The 18,280-nt window shown below is 77.3% G+C and carries 16 protein-coding genes and 1 riboswitch; of the genes, 8 read left to right on the top strand and 8 right to left on the bottom strand.

Annotated elements, in window-relative coordinates:
* Nucleotides 1-16: 16 nt before the first annotated feature.
* Nucleotides 17-1,549 carry an ATP-dependent DNA ligase gene (locus O2W17_RS18285; RefSeq protein ID WP_269193874.1) on the bottom strand — a complete coding sequence of 511 codons (1,533 nt, stop codon included), beginning with the start codon at nt 1,547-1,549 and terminating at the stop codon, nt 17-19.
* A gap of 84 nt (nt 1,550-1,633) precedes the next feature.
* Here O2W17_RS18285 and O2W17_RS18290 point away from each other — a divergent pair, with 84 nt between their 5' ends.
* Complete coding sequence (locus O2W17_RS18290; protein ID WP_269193875.1) at nt 1,634-2,494, top strand: HpcH/HpaI aldolase/citrate lyase family protein; 861 nt, start codon at nt 1,634-1,636, stop codon at nt 2,492-2,494.
* Between the two features lie 51 nt (nt 2,495-2,545).
* Nucleotides 2,546-3,196, top strand: a complete 651-nt coding sequence (locus tag O2W17_RS18295) for a hypothetical protein (protein WP_269193876.1) — start codon at nt 2,546-2,548, stop codon at nt 3,194-3,196.
* Here O2W17_RS18295 and O2W17_RS18300 read toward each other — a convergent pair.
* Nucleotides 3,178-3,645: a pyridoxamine 5'-phosphate oxidase family protein gene (locus O2W17_RS18300; RefSeq protein WP_269193877.1), complete on the bottom strand. Its 468-nt coding sequence runs from the start codon at nt 3,643-3,645 to the stop codon at nt 3,178-3,180. The two genes, O2W17_RS18295 and O2W17_RS18300, sit on opposite strands and share 19 nt — an antisense overlap.
* Nucleotides 3,646-3,911: 266 nt before the next feature.
* On the opposite strand from O2W17_RS18300, the gene O2W17_RS18305 reads away from it, so the two are divergent.
* Nucleotides 3,912-4,931: a universal stress protein gene (locus tag O2W17_RS18305; RefSeq protein ID WP_269193878.1), complete on the top strand. Its 1,020-nt coding sequence runs from the start codon at nt 3,912-3,914 to the stop codon at nt 4,929-4,931.
* A 35-nt stretch (nt 4,932-4,966) separates the two neighbouring features.
* Here the strand turns inward: O2W17_RS18305 and O2W17_RS18310 are convergent, their stop codons facing one another.
* Complete coding sequence (locus tag O2W17_RS18310; protein WP_269193879.1) at nt 4,967-6,598, bottom strand: glycoside hydrolase family 13 protein; 1,632 nt, start codon at nt 6,596-6,598, stop codon at nt 4,967-4,969.
* A gap of 269 nt (nt 6,599-6,867) precedes the next feature.
* On the opposite strand from O2W17_RS18310, the gene O2W17_RS18315 reads away from it, so the two are divergent.
* From O2W17_RS18315 to O2W17_RS18330, 4 genes are all read left to right on the top strand, one after another.
* Nucleotides 6,868-8,097, top strand: a complete 1,230-nt coding sequence (locus tag O2W17_RS18315; protein ID WP_269193880.1) for a saccharopine dehydrogenase family protein — start codon at nt 6,868-6,870, stop codon at nt 8,095-8,097.
* 50 nt (nt 8,098-8,147) lie between these two features.
* Nucleotides 8,148-8,744, top strand: a complete 597-nt coding sequence (locus O2W17_RS18320; protein ID WP_269193881.1) for a DNA-directed RNA polymerase subunit alpha C-terminal domain-containing protein — start codon at nt 8,148-8,150, stop codon at nt 8,742-8,744.
* A 44-nt stretch (nt 8,745-8,788) separates the two neighbouring features.
* A complete protein-coding gene (locus O2W17_RS18325) occupies nt 8,789-10,453 on the top strand; it encodes a bifunctional 3'-5' exonuclease/DNA polymerase (RefSeq protein ID WP_269193882.1) in 1,665 nt (554 codons plus the stop codon).
* Nucleotides 10,454-10,628: 175 nt separating this feature from the next.
* Nucleotides 10,629-10,768, top strand: a riboswitch (cyclic di-AMP (ydaO/yuaA leader).
* Nucleotides 10,769-11,038: 270 nt separating this feature from the next.
* Nucleotides 11,039-11,938, top strand: a complete 900-nt coding sequence (locus tag O2W17_RS18330; RefSeq protein WP_269193883.1) for a hypothetical protein — start codon at nt 11,039-11,041, stop codon at nt 11,936-11,938.
* Between the two features lie 137 nt (nt 11,939-12,075).
* On the opposite strand, the gene O2W17_RS18335 is transcribed toward O2W17_RS18330, so the two are convergent.
* Nucleotides 12,076-12,408 (bottom strand): hypothetical protein, encoded by a 333-nt coding sequence (locus O2W17_RS18335; protein WP_269193884.1) that lies wholly within the window; start codon nt 12,406-12,408, stop codon nt 12,076-12,078.
* A gap of 121 nt (nt 12,409-12,529) precedes the next feature.
* On the opposite strand from O2W17_RS18335, the gene O2W17_RS18340 reads away from it, so the two are divergent.
* Nucleotides 12,530-14,449: a protein kinase domain-containing protein gene (locus O2W17_RS18340; protein ID WP_269193885.1), complete on the top strand. Its 1,920-nt coding sequence runs from the start codon at nt 12,530-12,532 to the stop codon at nt 14,447-14,449.
* Nucleotides 14,450-14,469: 20 nt separating this feature from the next.
* On the opposite strand, the gene O2W17_RS18345 is transcribed toward O2W17_RS18340, so the two are convergent.
* The 4 genes from O2W17_RS18345 to O2W17_RS18360 all read right to left on the bottom strand — a co-directional run bounded on the left by O2W17_RS18345 (nt 14,470) and on the right by O2W17_RS18360 (nt 18,257).
* Nucleotides 14,470-15,441 (bottom strand): NADPH:quinone oxidoreductase family protein, encoded by a 972-nt coding sequence (locus tag O2W17_RS18345; protein ID WP_269193886.1) that lies wholly within the window; start codon nt 15,439-15,441, stop codon nt 14,470-14,472.
* 116 nt (nt 15,442-15,557) lie between these two features.
* Nucleotides 15,558-15,701: a hypothetical protein gene (locus tag O2W17_RS18350; RefSeq protein ID WP_269193887.1), complete on the bottom strand. Its 144-nt coding sequence runs from the start codon at nt 15,699-15,701 to the stop codon at nt 15,558-15,560.
* A 92-nt stretch (nt 15,702-15,793) separates the two neighbouring features.
* Entirely contained in the window at nt 15,794-17,257 is a 1,464-nt protein-coding gene (locus O2W17_RS18355; RefSeq protein WP_269193888.1) for a protein adenylyltransferase SelO, read from the bottom strand.
* Between the two features lie 40 nt (nt 17,258-17,297).
* Nucleotides 17,298-18,257 carry an acyl-CoA thioesterase gene (locus O2W17_RS18360; protein ID WP_269193889.1) on the bottom strand — a complete coding sequence of 320 codons (960 nt, stop codon included), beginning with the start codon at nt 18,255-18,257 and terminating at the stop codon, nt 17,298-17,300.
* Between the last annotated feature and the right edge of the window lie 23 nt (nt 18,258-18,280).

Consider the following 18,280-nt stretch of genomic DNA (forward strand, 5'->3'; position numbering starts at 1 on the left):
CGGGACCCCGGCGTGGTCAGCCGCCCGCAACCAGGGCCTGCACCGCCTGGAGGGTGTCGGCCTCGGCCGGCGTCTTGTCGGGCCGGTAGCGCAGCACGCGGGCGAACCGCAGGGCGACGCCGCCGGGGTAGCGCGTGCTGCGCTGGGCGCCGTCCACCGCGATCTCGACGACCAGCCCGGGCCGCAGGAACACCCCCTCCGGCGTCTCCTCCCGCAGGTGCTCGGGGAAGGTGCGGGTCTGCCAGTCCAGCAGCTCGTCGGTCATGCCCTTGAACGTCTTGCCGACCATCACCGGCTCCCCGCCGTCGGGGTCGCGCGCGCCGAGGTGGATGTTCGAGAGCTTGCCCGTGCGGCGGCCGTAGCCCCACTCGGCGCCGAGCACCACCAGGTCGAGCGTGTGCACCGGCTTGACCTTCTGCCACGCCTTGCCGCGGCGGCCGGCGGCGTAGCGCGCGGTCAGGTCCTTGACGACGACGCCCTCGTGCCCGGCGTCGAGCGCGTCCTCGAGCACCTGGGCGGCCTGGTCGCGGTCCGGCCGCCGGACCCCGGGCATCCGCAGCGGGGCGGCGGCGTCGTCGGCGAGCAGCGCGGCGAGGGCGTCCAGGCGGACGTCGAGCGGCGCGTCGAGCAGGTCGCGGCCGTCGAGGTGCAGCAGGTCGAAGAAGAACGGGCTGAGCAGCACGCCCGCGTCGTCCGCCGCGCTGCCGAAGCGGCTCATCGTGTCCTGGAACGCCCGCGGGCGTCCGTCGTCGTCCAGGGCGAGCGTCTCGCCGTCGAGGACGGCGGTGCGGCACGGCAGCGCGCGGACCCGGTCGGCCAGCTCCGGCACGCCGTCGGTCACCTCGCGCAGCGTGCGGGTCCAGACGCGGACCTCGTCCCCGTCCCGGTGCACCTGGATGCGGGCGCCGTCGAGCTTGAACTCCACGGTCACCTCCGCCCCCAGGTCGGTGAGCGCGGCGTCGAGCGAGGCCCCGGGCGCGGCGAGCATCGGGCGCACCGGGCGGCCGACCTGCAGGGTGATCGCCGCCAGGGCGCCGGCTCCGCCGTCGAGGGCCGTGGTCGCCGTGGCCGGGAGGCTGCCGGAGAGCATGAAGGCGCGCCGGACGTCGGTCGCGGCGACGCCGGACGCGGCGGCCACCGCCTCCAGCACGACACCTTCCAGGGCGCCCTGCCGCAGCTCCCCGGTGATGAGCCGGACCAGGAACCGCTGCTCCTCGGCGGTGGCCTTCGCCAGCACGCCGCGCAGCAGCGCCTCCCGCCGGGCGGCCGATCCCGCACCCGAGGTGGCGGCGAGCGAGGCGAACGCGGCATCGACGTCGGCCACCGTCAGGGTCGGCGCCGCGGCGGCGCCGCCGGTCAGCGCCGCCAGCGACCGCCACCCGATCCCGAGCCGTCGCTGCAGCGGCTCGCCCGAGAGCCAGGCGGTCACCGCCGGCACCTCCCCGCCCTCCGCCCGGCGCAGCGCGTCGGCGATGAGGGCGGCCTTGGCCTTCCGCCCGCCGGCCGCCGCCACCGCGGTGGAGGCGGCCACGACGTCGGCGAGCAGCATGCCGCCATCCTGGCAGTGGACCGCGCCGACGAGCCGGTGCACGTCGCCGTGGTACCTCGGAGGGCCCCCGAGCGGTGCGACGGCATGATCCGCGCGAGGATGGACGGCGTGGCGAAGAACCGGAAGGTCGGTCCCGAGGACGCGCGCTCCTGGCTGCTGGTGAACGGTGCCCGCACGGAGCTGTTCGACGTGGCGCACGAGTCGCGCGCCGATGCGGTGGTGCTCGACATCGAGGACGCCGTCGATCCCGCCCGCAAGGGGGAGGCACGCGAGGGCGTCGCCGAGTGGCTCGCCCGGGACGACCGCAGCGCCTGGGTGCGGATCAACGACCACGCCACGCCCTACTGGGCCGACGACATGGCCGGGCTCGCCGGGCTGCCGGGGCTGCTCGGCGTCATGCTCGCCAAGGCCGAGGCCGCCGAGCACGTGACCGAGACGTTCGACCGGCTCGGTGGCGCCACGCCGGTCCTGGCGCTGGTCGAGTCGGCCCTCGGCATCGAGGAGGCGGTGAACATCGCTCGCGCCCGCGGGGCCTTCCGGCTCGCGTTCGGGAGCGGCGACTACCGCCGGGACACCGGCACCAGCGCCGACGAGCTGGCCATGTCCTACCCGCGGACCCGCCTGGTGCTGGCCAGCCGCATCGGTGGCCTCCCCGGACCGATCGACGGGCCGACGGTGAGCAGCAGCCTCCCGGTGCTGCGGGAGCAGAGCGCCGTCACCGTCTCCCTCGGGCTGACCGGGAAGCTGTGCCTGGACATGGACCAGCTGCCGGTCATCAACGAGGTCATCAGCCCGGCGCCCTCCGACGTCGCCTGGGCGCGCGACTTCCTCGCCGACTTCGACGCCCGCGGCCAGGTGATCCGCGACGGCAGCGACCTGCCCCGGCTGGGCCGCGCCCGGAAGATCGAGCGCCTGGCCGGGATCTTCGGCGTCGAGCCCGTCTGACCTGCCGAGCACGGTGGTCCTCGCGCGCCGAACACGGCTGAGGGGGCGCGGATGACGGGCGGGGACCGCGTGCTGCTGTCGCCCGACGTCGGCTCCGCGTCGCTCAAGGCGGCGGTGCGAGACCCGGCGCTGCGCCTGCACGTCGACATCGCCGGGTCGGACGGGCCGGACGCCCGGCTGAGCGTCACCGTGCCCGGCGGGCCGCCGCGGGCGGAGCGGTGCCCGGGCGGCTGGCCGGGGGCGCTGGACGAGGTCGCCGGCGCCCTCGAGCGGCACGGCCTGCGTCCCACCGCCGTCGCGCACCGGATCGTGCACGGCAGCCCGGCGCTGGACTCCGCGCGCGTCGCCGACGACGCGCTCCTGGAGCGGCTGGGCGCGGAGGCCGATCGCGATCCGCTGCATCTGCCCCGGCAGCTGCAGGTCGTCGCCGACGCCCGGGCGCACTGGCCCCGCTGCGCGGAGGTGCTGGTCCCCGACGGCGGCTGCCACCGCGACCTGCCCGACGAGGCGGTCACGCTGCCCCTGCCGGCGGAGGACCGGGCGGCGGGCCTGCGCCGCTGGGGCTTCCACGGGCTGGCCGTGCAGAGCGTGGTCGACCTGGTCGGGGCACCGGGATCCACCGAAGCACCGGCGGCGGCGGATCGATCAGGGTCCTCGGTCACCGGTGTCCGGCGCGGCCGGGTTCACGCCTGCGCGGGGTAACCGGTGACCACGGGACCGGCGGACGGGAGGACGGCCGGCAGCCGCATCCGCCAGCCGCTCAGCAACCCGATCTGCACGGCGATGTAGCAGCGCCCCGGTCCGGACGGCGGGGAGAGCAGACCGAGCCGGTCGTGCGCGAGGACGTGGGCGGGGTCGCTGACCACCCGGGACGGCCCGACCACGGTCACGCCCCAGCCGGTGCGCGTCTCGCCGTCGTAGGCGTCCACCCCGAGGACGACCACCGTCCGGCGGACGGCGTCGACGATGCGGTTGCCCAGCCGGCCGGGGATCAGCACGCTGCCGTCGTGCAGCGCGAAGCTGACCGGGACGATGGCCGGGAGGGCTCCGTCGGTGAAGCCGAGCCGCCCGATCCCGGCCGTGCCGAGCAGGCGGCGACACTCCGCCTCGTCCAGGACGTCGACGATGCGGTCCTCGTCGGTGGTGGGCACGATCACTCCTCCTCGTCGTCGGGCGGGCCGGGGCCCGGCCACCCCACCATCGGTCGTGCGCGACCGGGTGTCGCAGGGCCGTAGGTCCCGACCCGTGCGCCGCTCGTCCCAGGCCGCCGGGGACGGGCGGCCGGCGACGGGCGGCCGGCGGACCGGAGGGGACGAAGGTCCTCCGCCCAGGGACGGTCGGCCCCCTGACGGCGCCCGCCCGGACGTCCAGGATCGGCTCCGTGGCCGGCCGACCGGGCCGCCGAGGGAGGCGTGCCATGACCGTGCCGATCGACCGTCCCGACGCCGAGCCCGTCGAGGTGCCGGGCGGCGGTGCCCGCCCGCGCGTCGTGGTGGGGGTCGACGGGTCGCCCGACGGACGGGCCGCGCTGATCGAGGCCCTCCTAGCCGCAGCCCGGCTGGGGGCGGACGTCGAGGTCGCCACGAGCTACGCGCTGCCGGTCGGAGATCCCGGCGCCGGGGCGCTGGCCGTCCCGGACGCGCCCGGGATCCGGGCGGCCACCGAGTCGCAGGCCCGGGCGCTGCTCGACGAGGTGCGAGCGGAGGTAGCGGTGTCCGCCGTCCCCGGGGTGCGGGACGTCGGCATCCGGCTGGTCGTGTCCGCGGAGCCGGCGGCGCCCCTCCTGGTGCAGCTGTCCGCCGGGGCCGAGCTGCTGGTGGTCGGCAGCCGGGGGCGGGGCGCCGTCCGCAGCGTCCTGCTCGGCTCGGTGGCCCTGCAGTGCGTGACGCACGCCGCCTGCCCGGTCCTGGTGGTGCACCCGCCGGTCGGGATCTCCGATCCGCCCCGGGTGGTGGTCGGCGTGGACGGGTCGGACGTCTCGCGCGCCGCGCTGGCCGTCGCCCTCGACGAGGCGGCGCGCCGCGGCGCGGAGTTGGAGGTCGTCGCCGCCTTCGCCTCCATCGACCACTGGGCGGGGCCCGAGGCGGTGGCCCTGCCGCCGGCCGACGAGCTCCGGCGCGACCTGCAGGCCGCGACCGAGCAGGTCGTCGCCGACGTGCTGGCGGAGCGGGCCCGCGCGGGTGCCGACCCGGTGCGCGCCGTCCGGACGGTGGTCGTGGAGGACGCGGCGGGCGCCGGCCTGGTGGCGCGGGCGCGGGCTGCCGACGTGCTCGTCGTGGGCAGCCGGGGGCGGGGCACGCTGCGCGGGCTCCTGCTCGGGTCGGTGAGCCTGCACTGCGTGATGCACGGGCGCTGCCCGGTGCTGGTCGTCCGACCCGGGCCGGACCGGCGGCCGGCCCCGCCCGGCGGCCCGGTCGCCGCCCTCGCCGCGGGCTGAACGGGCGCCGCCCGCCTCCGGGAGCAGTGCCGGGGTCAGCCCTCGGCGAGCCAGATCGCGGTGTGCGGCGGCAGCGCCACGGTGGCCGACGACCGGCGCACGCTGGTGTTGGAGGCCAGCAGCACGGTGCCCCGGGAGCGCACCAGCGACGTCTCCGAGCCCATGTTGACCACGCACCGCACGGCGCTGCCGTCCGCGGCGGTGCACCGCACGGTGAGGACGTCGCCCCGCGTGCTCACCGTCGCCTCGCCCGAGCCGAGTGCCGGGTGGGCCTCGCGCAGGGCGAGCGCGCGGCGGTACAGGATCAGCATCGAGCCGCCGTCGCGGGACTGGCGGGAGACGGCGTAGCGGTCCCACCCGTCGGGGACGGGCAGCCACGGCTCGGCGGGCCGGGTGGAGAAGCCGACCCCGGGGGAGGGGTTCCAGGGCATCGGCACCCGGCAGCCGTCGCGGCCCGGGCGCGCCCCGCCGCTGCGGAAGAAGATCGGGTCGCGCTTGGCCTCGTCCGGGACGACGGCCTGCGGCAGGCCCAGCTCGTCGCCGGCGTAGACGTACGCCGAGCCGGGCAGCGCCAGCATCAGCAGCGCCGCCGCCCGGGCGCGGGCGGTGCCCACCGCGCCACCACCGAACCGGGTCACCTGCCGGTCCTTGTCGTGGTTGCCGAGGACCCAGGACACCGGGGCGCCGACCGCGCCGAACGCGTCGAGGGCGCTGCGCACGCCGTCGGCGAAGGACTCCACCGACCACGGGGACTTCAGCAGCCGGAAGGAGAACGACTGGTGCATCTCGTCGGGGCGCGAGTAGAGGGCGACCTCGCGCGGGTCGGCCAGGCAGACCTCGCCGACCAGCATCGTGCCCGGGTACTCGTCGCAGATCGACCGCCACTGCCGCCAGACGTCGTGCACCTCGGGCTGGTTCCAGGTCATCGCCTGCTCGGGGCCGTGGCCGAAGAGCGTGGGGGAGTAGGCGCCGGGGTTGTTCCGCAGCCCGGCGTCCTTGAACAGGCCGTAGGCGACGTCGACGCGGAAGCCGCTGACCCCGCGGTCGAGCCAGAAGCGCAGGGTCCGCTCGAAGTCGGCGGCGACGGCCGGGTCACGCCAGTTGAGGTCGGGCTGCTCGGGGGCGAACAGGTGCAGGTACCAGCGGCCGTCCGGGGTGCGCGACCAGGCCGGCCCGCCGAAGAGCGACTGCCAGTTGTTCGGCGGCTCCTCCGACGGGGGCGCGAAGTGGTAGCGGGCCGCCTCGGGGGAGTCCGGGTCGGCGAGCGCGGCCTGGAACCAGGGATGCCGGTCGGAGGTGTGGTTGGGGACGACGTCGAGCACGATGCGCAGGCCGAGCGCGCGTGCCTCGGCGACCAGCGCCTCCAGGTCGGCCACGTCCCCGTACTCCGGGTCGACGGCGCGGTAGTCGACGATGTCGTAGCCGCCGTCGGCACCACCGGAGGGGTAGTGCGGGTTGATCCACACCGCGTCCACGCCCAGCCACGCCAGGTAGGGCAGCCGGGAGCGGAGGCCGGCCAGGTCGCCGATCCCGTCCCCGTTCCCGTCGGCGAACGAGCGCAGGTAGACCTGGTAGACCACCGCCGACCGCCACCAGGGGGATGACGACGTCCGGGCCGCGACCTGGGGACGGGTCGCGGTCCGCACCGTTGCGAGCCGCACTGCCATGCGACCTCCATCGGCACGGGCTCGTCGGTGCCTGTGCCTGCCGGGCGGGCAGTGACGCGTGGTGCGTCCCGTGACCGATTCGAGAGGTTCGACCGCACCGACGCCGTCCCCGCGCCGGCCGCCGTGCGAGTCCCCGCCGGACCGGGAGGAGCTTCTCCGCGGAAAGCGCGGGAGCTTCTCCGCGGAGATCCGGAGGAGGGACGCCGGGCGACCGCGGGGCCCGGGGGCCGCGGGCTGCCGACGCCGCCGGGGCGGGTGAGGATGGCGGCATGGCAGATGGCGGACGGACCTACGACCTGGTCGTGTACGGGGCCACCGGCTTCGTCGGGCGGCTGCTCGCGGCCTACCTGGCCGAGCACGCCCCGGAGGGCACCCGGATCGCGCTGGCCGGGCGGTCCCGGCGGCGCCTGGAGGAGGTGCGCGACGCCCTGCCGGCCGGTGGCCGCGGCTGGGCGCTGGTGGAGGCGGACTCCACCGACGCGGCGTCGCTGGCCGACCTCGCCGGCAGCACCCGGGTGCTGGCGACCACCGTCGGCCCCTACGCCCGGTACGGCCTGCCGGTGGTCGAGGCCTGCGCCCGCGCCGGGACGCACTACGCCGACCTGACCGGCGAGGTGCTGTTCGTCCGGGACGCGATCGAGCGGTGCGACGCCGTCGCGAAGGAGACCGGTGCGCGGATCGTCCACGCCTGCGGCTACGACTCCATCCCCTCGGACCTGAGCGTGTTCCTGCTGGCGCAGCGGGCCGCGGCCGACGGCGCGGGTGGCCTCCGCGACGTCCAGCTGGTCGCCACCGCCCGGGGCGGGTTCAGCGGCGGGACCATCGACTCGATGCGCGCCCAGGTGGAGGCGCTGCAGGACGACCCGGCGCTGCGCCGCGTGGTCGGCGACCCCTTCGCGCTGAGCCCGGACCGGGCGGCCGAGCCGGACACACCTCAGCCGCGGGACGCGAGCCTGCCGTCCCAGACGCCCGACGGGCGGTGGACGGCGCCGTTCGTGATGGCGCCGTTCAACACCCGCATCGTGCGGCGGAGCAACGCGCTGCAGGACTGGGCGTACGGGCGGTCCCTGCGCTACGGCGAGGTCATGGGCGTCGGCCGCGGCCCGCTGGGTGCGGTGACCGCGGCCGGGGTCAGCGCCGGGCTGGTCGCCGCCGTCTCCGCCATGAGCCTGGCTCCGACCCGCGCGCTGCTCGACCGCGTGCTCCCCGCGCCCGGCAGCGGACCGAGCGAGGCGGTCCGGCAGAAGGGCTTCTTCCGCATGATCGTCGACGCCGGCACCGAGGACGGCCGCCGGTACCGGGCGACCGCCGCCGGGAAGGGGGACCCCGGCTACGCGGCGACGGCGGTGATGCTCGGCGAGAGCGCCCTCGCGCTCGCCCTGGACGGCGACCGGCTGCCCGACCGCGCCGGCTCCCTCACGCCGGCCACGGCGATGGGCGAGGTGCTGGTCGAGCGGCTGCGTGCGGCCGGGCACACCTACGAGGTGACCGTCCGCTGAGCGGCCGCCGCGTCGGCGGCCCCGGAACGGCGTCGCTAGGGTTGGCCGACATGCCGACCAGCTCGCCGGACCTGCCCGTGGGGACGATCCAGGATCTCGGCCTGCCCGGACGGGCGGTGACCGCGCTGACCCGCGCGGGGATCACCGACGTCGCGGCGCTGGCCGCCCTCACCCGGCGGGAGCTGACCGCCGTCGCCGGGCTCGGCCCGGGCCTGGTGGCCGCGATCCGGGCCGTCGTGCCGGAACCCCCCGCGCAGCTGCCCGGGGCCGCCGGCCCGACCGCGGACGCCGGCCACGCCGGTGCGCCCGCCGAGGCGCCCGCGCCGGACGAGGCGGAGTCCCCGGCCGCGCCGGCCATCCCGTCGTTCGCCTCGCTGCGCGGGCCGCGCCGCCGGTCGGCGGTCGACCTGCTGCTGCCGGATGCCCCGACCGTGCCGGAGCCGCTTCCGGCCCCCGCGGAGTCCGAGCCGCCGGCGGCCGGCGGGCCGGCGACCCGACCGGCGTCCGCGCGGACGACGTCGGCCGGGCCGGTCGCCGCGGCACCGGTGCGGCCGCCCGAGTACGCCGATCTCCTGGGGCTGGGCGTGCACGTCGTGCGGGCGGTCCTCACCGCGCCGGCCCGCTGCCTTCGCCGGCTGCTCGGCTAGGGACCGGCCCCGTAGGCGTCGGTGCCGTCGGCGACACTGCGAGGGTGCAGCGGGTCGTGCTCCGGCGCCGCGAGTCCGCGGTCGAGGTCGCGGAGCTCGCCGACGACGGGACGACGTCGGCGCTCACCGGGATCCCGGCCGACGCGCTGCCCGCCCTCGTCGCGGCGCGGGAGGCCGCCCCCGCGGCCGTCCGCTGGGTGTGGGACGACACCACCCGCTGGTACCCGGCGCTGCTGGCGGCCGGGGTGCGGGTGGAGCGCTGCACCGACCTGCGGCTGACCCACGCCGTCCTCCGGCGGTCCCCGTTCGCCGACCAGGCGCTGCTCGCCGGTGCCGACACCGCCGGGTGGGATGCGCTGCAGCCGGTCGCGGCGGCCGACCCGGCGCTCTTCCCGCCCGCCGACCCGGCCGACCTGCTCGACCCGGCGGCCGAGCACCGCCGGCAGCAGGCGGCCCTCGCCGCCTCCCCGCGGGGCGACGGGCTCGCGCTGCTGCTCGCGGCGGAGTCCTCCGGTGCCCTGGTGGCCGCCGAGATGACGCACACCGGCCTGCCGTGGCGGGCCGACGTGCACGAGCGCCTGCTGACCGGGCTGCTCGGCCCGCGCCCGGCGGCCGGCGGGCGCCCCGCGGTGCTCGAGCGGCTGCTCGGGGAGATCCGCGCCGCCCTGGGCGCCCCGGGGCTGAACCCGGACTCGCCGGCCGAGCTGCTGCGGGCGCTCCAGCAGGCCGGCCTCCCGGTCGCCGACACCCGCTCGTGGACCCTCGAGCAGCTCGACCACCCGGGCGTCCCGCCGCTGCTCGAGTACAAGAAGCTGATGCGGCTGCTCACGGCCAACGGCTGGAGCTGGCTGGAGGCCTGGGTGCGGGACGGGCGGTTCCGCTCCTCCTTCCTGCCCGGCGGGGTCGTCACCGGGCGGTGGGCGTCCAACGGCGGCGGCGCGCTCTCGGTCCCCACGTTGATCCGGCCGGCCGCCGTCGCGGACGACGGCTGGCGGTTCGTGGTCGCGGACGTGGCCCAGCTGGAGCCCCGGGTGCTCGCCGGGATGAGCGGCGACACCGCGATGGCCGAGGCGGCGCGCGCCTCGGATCTCTACGAGGGCATGGTCGCCGGTGGGGCGGTGGCCACGCGGGCGGAGGCGAAGCTCGGCATCCTCGGGGCGATGTACGGCGGCACGCGCGGGGAGAGCGGCCGCATGATGCCCCGGCTGACCCGCCGCTACCCGCGCGCCATCGGCCTGGTCGAGGAGGCCGCCCGGGCCGGCGAGCGCGGCGAGGTGGTGCACACCCTGCTGGGCCGGGGGTCGCCGACGCCCACCGGGTCGTGGGCGGAGCGGGCGGTGGACCTCGGCGAGCCGGCGGAGCAGGCGGGTACGCGGGAGGACCGCGACCGCGCCCGCCGCGCCTGGGGCCGGTTCACCCGCAACTTCGTGGTCCAGGGCACCGGCGCGGAGTGGGCGCTGTGCTGGATGGCCGACCTGCGCAACCGGCTCTGGCGGCTGGGTGGCGACGGTCCGCTGGGGCGCCGGCCGCACCTGGCGTTCTTCCTGCACGACGAGGTCGTCGTGCACGCCCCCGAGGCCCTCGCCGACGACGTGGTGGCGGCGGTGCGGGCGTCGGCGTCCACCGCCGGGCGCCTGCTGTTCGGCGCCTTCCCGGTGGACTTCCCGCTCGACGTCGCCGTCGTCCGGTCGTGGGCCGACGCCGGCTGAGCGGGGGCGGCCCCTACACCTCCGACCGGGCCGGATCCGGCACGCGACACACGTCACGCCGTGGAATTAGCCGCCGATCGATTGTCACGTATGCATAACGGCGGTTACCGTGGCCGGGTCCGATCGGTCGCCACGTCCCCATCCGGGGAGTCCGATCGGCGCCGCCGAGTCGCCCGCAGCCATCGCGCTGAGGGGGAGCCGGGGACCCACCGCAGCACTGGGGTGAATCGCGCGCCGCGCACGTCGCGGCGCGGGTAGGGCGACTTCCACGCCCGAATCCGTCAGCTAACCCGGTAGGCGGCATCGGAAGAAACGGAGAGCCGCCGCATGGCGCGCCCTTGCACCGCCGCACGCCCCAGCGCCCGCCGGCACCACCGCAGCCAGGTGCGCCCGCTGAGCTGATCGCCCGCGCACCCGGCGTCCCGCCCCGCTGACCGGCCACCTCCGAGCACCTCCCGCTCGACCGGCTCCTCGCCGTCCCCCGGTGGCCCACCCAGCCGGCCCGACGTCGGCGCACTGCTGCCCGCACCCCGCCGCGGCCCGCCCTCCGGCCGGCCGCGTGACACCCTCGGAGCCCCCGTACCCATGAATCCCCGCACCACCACCTCCGGCCGTCGCCGGTCGCCCGCGAACGTCCGTCGCCCCGCCGTCTACCTGGGCGTGGCCGCGGCCGGCGCCCTGCTGGTCAACCTCCTCGTCGGCGTCGAACCGGCCGCGCAGGCCGAGGCGGACGCGCCGCAGTCGCTGAGCGTCGCGCAGGAGCTCGGGCTCACCGCGCAGTCCGGCCCGATCGACGTGACCGAGGACCTCGCGCCGCTGCAGGACCTCACCGCCAGCCGCAGCACCCGCGACGCCGAGCAGGCCGCGGCGCAGCAGGCCCAGGCCGCCGCCGACCAGGCGGAGCTCGACCGGCAGAAGGCCGAGGCGGAGGCCGCCGCACGGGCCGAGGCCGAGGCGAAGGCCAAGGCGGAGGAGGAGGCGAAGGCCGCCGCCGCAGCCGCTGCGGCGTCCGCTGCAGCTGCCGCTCCGGCGCCCGCGGCCGCGGCCGCCAGCCCGAGCCAGCAGGCCCGCGCCGCCACCACGGCCGCCGCCACGGCCGCCGCCTCGGTGGCCGCCTCGGCGGTCGCCAAGATCACCAACACCGCCGGGAGCCACCGGCCGCAGGTGCAGGCGGCGGCCGACGCCGTGGTCAGCAACGTGCCCGGCGCCGCCGGCATCACCCTCGGCGGCACGCGGGCGAGCGCGGCCGACCCGGGCGGCCACCCGTCCGGCCTGGCGCTGGACTACATGGTGATGTCGAACGCCGCTCTCGGCGACGCGATCGTCGCCTACCACCGGGCGCACTGGGACGAGCTCGGCGTGGACTACCTGATCTGGCAGCAGCGGATGCTGTCCTCCGCCGGAGGGTCCTGGAAGGCGATGGAGAACCGCGGCAGCGCCACGGCCAACCACTTCGACCACGTGCACGTGAACTACCTGGGCTGAGCGACGTGGCCCCGGGCCCGTCGGGCCCGGGGCCCGTCAGGGTCCTGGACGTCGTCCCGCCGGCCTGCGGACGACCGGGCGCGCCGGCACCGGCACGGCCACGGCGCGCACGCCGGTCGGGGCGCCGACCCGCCCGATCAGCCGGGACGGGTGGCGCGGCGGGTCCCGTCCTCGGCCAGCGCCCGCGCCAGCTCCGGCGAGCGGCGCACCGGCAGCGGGCGGCCGGTGCGCGCCGCCGCGGCGTCCAGGTGGTCGACCAGCAGCTGCCGCCCGGCGGACGACAGCCCGGTCACCGATCCCGCGTCGACGGCGTCGACCCGCACCGGCTCACCCCCGTAGCGGTGCAGGAACGCGGCGACGGCGTCGTCGTCGACCTCTCCGGCCAGGCACAGCACCCGGCCACCGGCGGTGTTGAGCAGCCGGACCACGCCGCGGACCTGTGCGAACGGCCGGGAAGGGGGTGCGAGCACGGGTCCAGTCTGACGTCCCCGGGCGCGGCGGGGGTTCAGGTCCGCCGCGAACGGGCACCCAGGGGAGCGCGGGGCGACGGGCGGGGAGCAGCTCGCGGGGACGAGAACGAGGGGATCGGGAGTGACCACGGCCGACACCAGCCGGCAGATCCTCGGCGATCGCTACGAACTGCGCGATCTGATCGCCGTCGGCGGGATGGGCGAGGTGTGGCGCGCGCGCGACGTGCTGCTGGACCGCCCGGTGGCCGTGAAGGTGCTCCGCAGCGAGTACGCCGACAACCCGGTGTTCGTGGCCCGGTTCCGCACCGAGGCCCGGAACGCGGCCAGCCTGAGCCACCCCAACATCGCCGCCGTGCTCGACTACGGCGAGTCGACGGCGGAGCGCACCGGCGAGCACCTGGCGTACCTGGTGATGGAGCTGGTCGACGGGCCGCCGCTGTCGGCCCGGCTGGCCGAGGACGGCTCGCTCGGCACCAGCGCCGCGCTCGCGGTCCTCCAGCAGGCCGCCGCCGGGCTCGCCGCGGCCCACACCGCCGGCGTGGTGCACCGCGACGTGAAGCCGGCCAACATCCTGCTCACCCCCGACGGCACCGTGAAGCTCACCGACTTCGGCATCTCCTGGTCGGCGGGGAGCGTGCCCCTGACCCAGACCGGCCAGGTCATCGGCACCGCGCAGTACATGTCGCCCGAGCAGGCCATGGGCGAGCACGTCGGCCCGGCGAGCGACGTCTACGCTCTGGGTCTGGTCGGCTACGAGTCGCTGGCCGGGCACGCCGCCTTCGACGGCGACAACCCGGTGACCGTCGCGCTCAAGCAGGTGCAGGAGCACCCCGAGCCGCTGCCCGCCGATCTGCCGCAGGACGTCCGCGCCCTGATCGACGCCGCGCTGGTCAAGAACCCGGACGACCGCCTGCCCGACGGCAACGCGTTCCTGCACGCGGTCGAGGAGACGATGCACGGGCCGCCCGACACGGCGTCGCTCACCCGGCCGGTGGCCGTCGTGGCAACGGGCCACGGGGTGGCGCCGCGGCGCGGTACGGGCGCGCACCGGGGGGCCGGCCACCCCGGGGTCGCCATCCCGAAGGGCCCCGGTGCCCGTCGGGTGGCCGGACCGGCGGAGCAGCCCGCGGCGCGCCGTCGGGCGCTGCTGGTCGCGCTCCCGCTGCTGGCCGTCCTCCTGCTCGGCGGGGGCGTGGCCGCGCTGATCGGTGCCGCCGGCTCCGATCCCGGCGGATCGGCCGGCGCCGTGGAGTCGCAGCCGACCGACGTCGTCGACCTGGTCGCCGCGGACTACGTCGGGCGGCCGGTCGAGGAGGTCGTCGCCGAGCTCAGCGCGCTGGGCCTGACGGTGCGGCTGGCAGAGGATCCCGCACCGGGTGGCGTCGCGGGGACCGTGACCGGGGTGCAGGGCGCGGGTGCGCGGCTCTCGCCGGGCGACGAGGTCGTCGTCCTGGTCGCGGCCCCGCCGGAGGCACCGAGCACGCCGACCCCGGCCGACGGCGGCGACGCCCCCGCGCCGGCGCCGGCGCCGGTGCCCCGCCCCGAGCCGGCGGCGACCAGGCCGGTGCCCCCGGCCCCCGAGCAGCCGGAACCGGGGACGCCCGCACCCAGCAGCCCGGCGGACGAGGCCGGCGGAGCCGGGACCGCGACCCCCAGCACCCCGGTCGACGGGGCCACCGGCACGCCGACGCCGACGGAGGAGCCGGCCGAGCCGACGCCCCCGACGGAGCCGACGGAGGACCCGACCGAGCCGACGGAGGACCCGGCCGAGCCGACGGAGGACCCGGCCGAGCCGACCACCCCGACGGAGGACGGCGAGGAGCCGGCCGAGCCGACCACCCCCACCGAGCCCACCGCGACCGAGCCGACCACCCCGACCGAGCCGACGCCCACCGACGAGCCGACGACCCCGCCCACCGCGACGACGGAGGCCCCGACGACCCCGGAGCCCGAGGACGGCACGGGTGACGGCGACGAGGACGGCACGGGGGAGAGCGACGAGGACGGCGAGGACGACGGCGGGACCGACCCCCGGGTCTGAGGCCCCAGCCGCCCCACCGCTCAGCCGCGGACCCGGATCAGCACCTTCCCGGTGGCGCGGCGCTCCTCGAGCTCGACGACGGCCTCGGCGGCGTCGGCCAGGTCGTGGACCGAACCCAGGGGCGGGTCCAGCCGGCCCTGCTCGAGCAGCGGGGCCAGCTCCTGCCACTGCTCCGCGGGGTAGCCCCGCTCGCTGCCCGACCAGAACGCGCCCCAGCCGACACCGACCACCGACACGTTGTTGAGCAGCAGCCGGTTCACCTTGACCGTCGGGATCTCCCCGCCGGTGAAGCCGAGCACGAGCAGCCGGCCCTCCCGGCCCAGGCTGCGCAGCGAGTCGGTGAAGCGGTCCCCGCCGACCGGGTCGACGACGACGTCCACCCCGCGGCCACCGGTGAGCTCCTTGACCCGGTCGCGGAAGCCCTCGGCCAGGACGACCTCGTCGGCGCCGGCGGCCCGGGCGACCTCGCCCTTGGCCTCGGTCGAGACCACGGCGAGGACGCGGGCCCCGGCGGCGTGGGCGAGCTGGATCCCCGCCGTCCCGAGGCCGCCGGCCGCGCCCTGCACCAGCACGGTCTCGCCCTCGGCCAGCCGGCCCCGGCGGTGCAGCGCGAAGTGCATGGTCAGGTAGTTCATCGGCAGCGCGGCGCCCTGCTCGAAGCTCGTGCGGTCGGGCAGCGGGAAGACCAGCGACGGGTCGACGGCGACGACCTCGGCGAAGCCGCCGAAGCCCGGGAAGGCGGCCACCCGCTGCCCGGGCCGCAGCCCGCTGCCCTCGGGGGCGCTGCGCACCGTGCCGGCGACCTCGCTGCCGGGGACGAACGGCAGCTCCGGCTTGAGCTGGTACTGGCCGCGGCTGAGGAGCACCTCCGGGAAGGTCACCCCGGCGACGTGCACGTCGACGAGGACCTTCCCGTCGGCGGCTGGCTCGGGGACGTCGACGGCCCGCAGCGCACGGGGGCCGTCGAGGGAGCTGATCTGGGCGGCGCGCACAGGTCCTCCTGCTCGGTGGGGACGGAAGGCCGGCGCGGCGCGGCGCCACGACGACCGGGTGCCGCGAGCCTCTCAGACGGGTGCGGCGGTGGCGGCGGGGAGGCGGGCCGGACGGCTCAGAGCAGCCGGTCGAGGTCGTCGGGACCCGGACCGGTGCCGCCGGAGTCGGCCAGGGGAGAGGCGTCGGGGACGTCGTCGTCCGGGGGCTCGGCGGCCACCGGCCCCTCGGCGTAGAGGGTGTCGGGGTCCTTGGGATCCATCTCGCGCGGCACCAGCCCGCACTACCCGGGCGGGCCGGCCCCAACCCGGCACCGGCCGGCACCGACCCGCCGGCTGATCGCGCGGGCGCGGCTCAGGTGCCGCAGAAGGTGCGGTAGGCGCCGAAGTCCTGCGGCGCCGGCGCGGCGTACCGCTCCAGCCCCGGCCGCTCGTCGAACGGCGCGGTCACGGCCTCCAGGAGCCGGCGCAGGGGAGCGAGATCGCCCTCGGTCGCGGCGTCGAGGGCCTCCTCGACCAGGTGGTTGCGGGGGATGTACACGGGGTTGACCCGGTCCATCCCCGCGGCGTCGGGGGCCAGGGCCCGCCAGCGCTCCAGCCAGCCGTCGATCCCGGCCAGGTCGAGGAAGAGCAGCCGCACCGGCTCCACGTCGCCGCGCGCGGCGCCACCGAGGGCGCGGAAGAACGTCGTCAGGTCGACGTGGTCCTGCCGGAGCAGGGTCAGGGCGTCCTCGGCCAGGGCGCGGACCACCGCGTCGTCCAACCCCTCGGGCAGCCCGAGCTTGCCCCGGACCCCGGCGGTCCAGGCGGCCTGGTACTGCGGCGCGAACCGGTTCAGGGACTCCACCGCCAGGGCGACGGCCTGCTCCTCGTCGTCGGCGAGGAGGGGGAGGAGGGCCTCGGCGAGCCGGGCCAGGTTCCACTGGGCCACCGCGGGCTGGTTGCCGTAGGCGTAGCGCCCGCCGGAGTCGATGGAGCTGTAGACCGTGGCGGGGTCGTAGGCGTCGAGGAAGGCGCACGGGCCGTAGTCGATGGTCTCGCCGGAGATCGTCGTGTTGTCGGTGTTCATGACCCCGTGGACGAAGCCGACGAGCATCCACCGCGCGACCAGCGACGCCTGGGCCGACACGACCGCGTCGAACAGGGCGAGGTAGGGCTGCTCGGTCGCGGCGGCGGCGGGGTGGTGCCGGTCGATCGCGTGGTCGGCCAGCCGGCGCAGCAGGGCGACGTCGCCGGTGGCCCGTGCGTACTGGAAGCTGCCGACGCGCAGGTGGCTGCTGGCCACCCGCGCGAGGACGGCGCCGGGCAGCAGGGTCTCCCGGCGCACCGCGCGCCCGGTGGCGACCACGGCCAGCGAGCGGGTGGTCGGGATGCCGAGAGCGTGCATCGCCTCGCTGATCACGTACTCGCGCAGCATCGGGCCGACCGCGGCCAGACCGTCGCCGCCGCGGGCGAACGGCGTCCGGCCGGAGCCCTTGAGGTGGAGGTCGCGGGGCACCCCGTCGGTTCCGGCGAGCTCGCCGAGCAGCAGCGCGCGCCCGTCGCCGAGGCGCGGGCTGAAGTTGCCGAACTGGTGCCCGGAGTAGGCCTGCGCCACCGGGGTGGCGCCCTCGGGGACGGACGTCCCCACCAGCAGCCGGAGACCCTCGGGCGTGCGCAGCGAGTCCGGGTCGAGACCGAGCTCGGCGGCGAGCGGCTCGTTGAGCACGAGCAGGCGGGGGTCCGGTGCCTCCTCCGCCTGCCAGGGGAGGGCCAGCTCGCCGAGCTCGCGGGCGAAGCGGTCCCCGAGGACGACGGTCGGGAGGGGGGCGACGCTCACCCGCTCGAGGGTACGTGGGCCCCGCACCCGGCGCCCGGGTTCAGCCGACCCGGCGGCGGATCATGCCCTCCTGCGCGACGGTGGCGACCAGCCGGCCCGCCCGGTCGAACAGCCGGCCGCGGCAGAGCGTCCGGCCACCGCCGGCCCAGGTGCTCTCCTGGTCGTAGAGGAGCCACTCGTCGACGCGGGCCGGCTCGTGGAACCACACCGCGTGGTCCAGGCTGGCCGCGGCGACGCCCGGCGAGCCGATCATGGTGCCGTGCGGGGCCAGCGCGGTGCCGAGGAGGAGCATGTCCGAGGCGTAGGCGAGCCCGCAGCTGTGCGTCAGCGGGTCGTCCGGGAGGGGAGCACGGCTGCGCAGCCACATCTGCTGGTGCGGTGCCGCGCGCTCCCCGCGCACCGCGGTCAGCCGGGGGAGCTCGCCGACGAAGCGGAAGTCGAACGCGTGCCGCGCGGCGAGCCAGCGGAGCCACTCCTGCGCCGGGCCGTCGGTCGAGTCCGTCACCTCCTCCAGCGTCGGGAGGTCCTCGGGCGCCGGTGCGTCGAGCTCCGGCAGCTGGTGCTGCCAGCCCTCCTCGGCCACCTGGAACGACGCGGTGAGCGTGAAGACCGCCCGGCCGTGCTGCTCGGCGACCACGGAGCGCGTCGTGTAGCTCCCGCCGTCCCGCACCGGGGTGACGGTGAGGTCGGTGGGCGCGGTGACGTCGCCGGGGCGCAGGAAGTGGCCGTGCAGGGAGTGGACGGCCCGCTCGGGCGGCACGGTGCGCCCGGCGGCGTGCAGGGCCTGCGCTGCCACGGCGCCCCCGAAGGCGTGGCCGGGGACGGCGCTGCGGGGACCGGCGCGGAACCGCTCCGGCCCGACGACGGCCAGGTCGAGCAGGTCCACCAACCCGCTGGTCCCTGTGGCGGTGCGGCCCAGGGGTGCCGGCGGATCGTCGTCGATCCGCATCTCGTCGTCTGCCTCTTCCCGCCGGGGCCCGTAACGGGTCGATCGAATCATGCGCGGATCCGGGCCCTCACGGT

Origin of the sequence: Blastococcus sp. VKM Ac-2987 (genome assembly GCF_026967805.1) — a bacterium.
Taxonomy (GTDB): domain Bacteria; phylum Actinomycetota; class Actinomycetes; order Mycobacteriales; family Geodermatophilaceae; genus Blastococcus.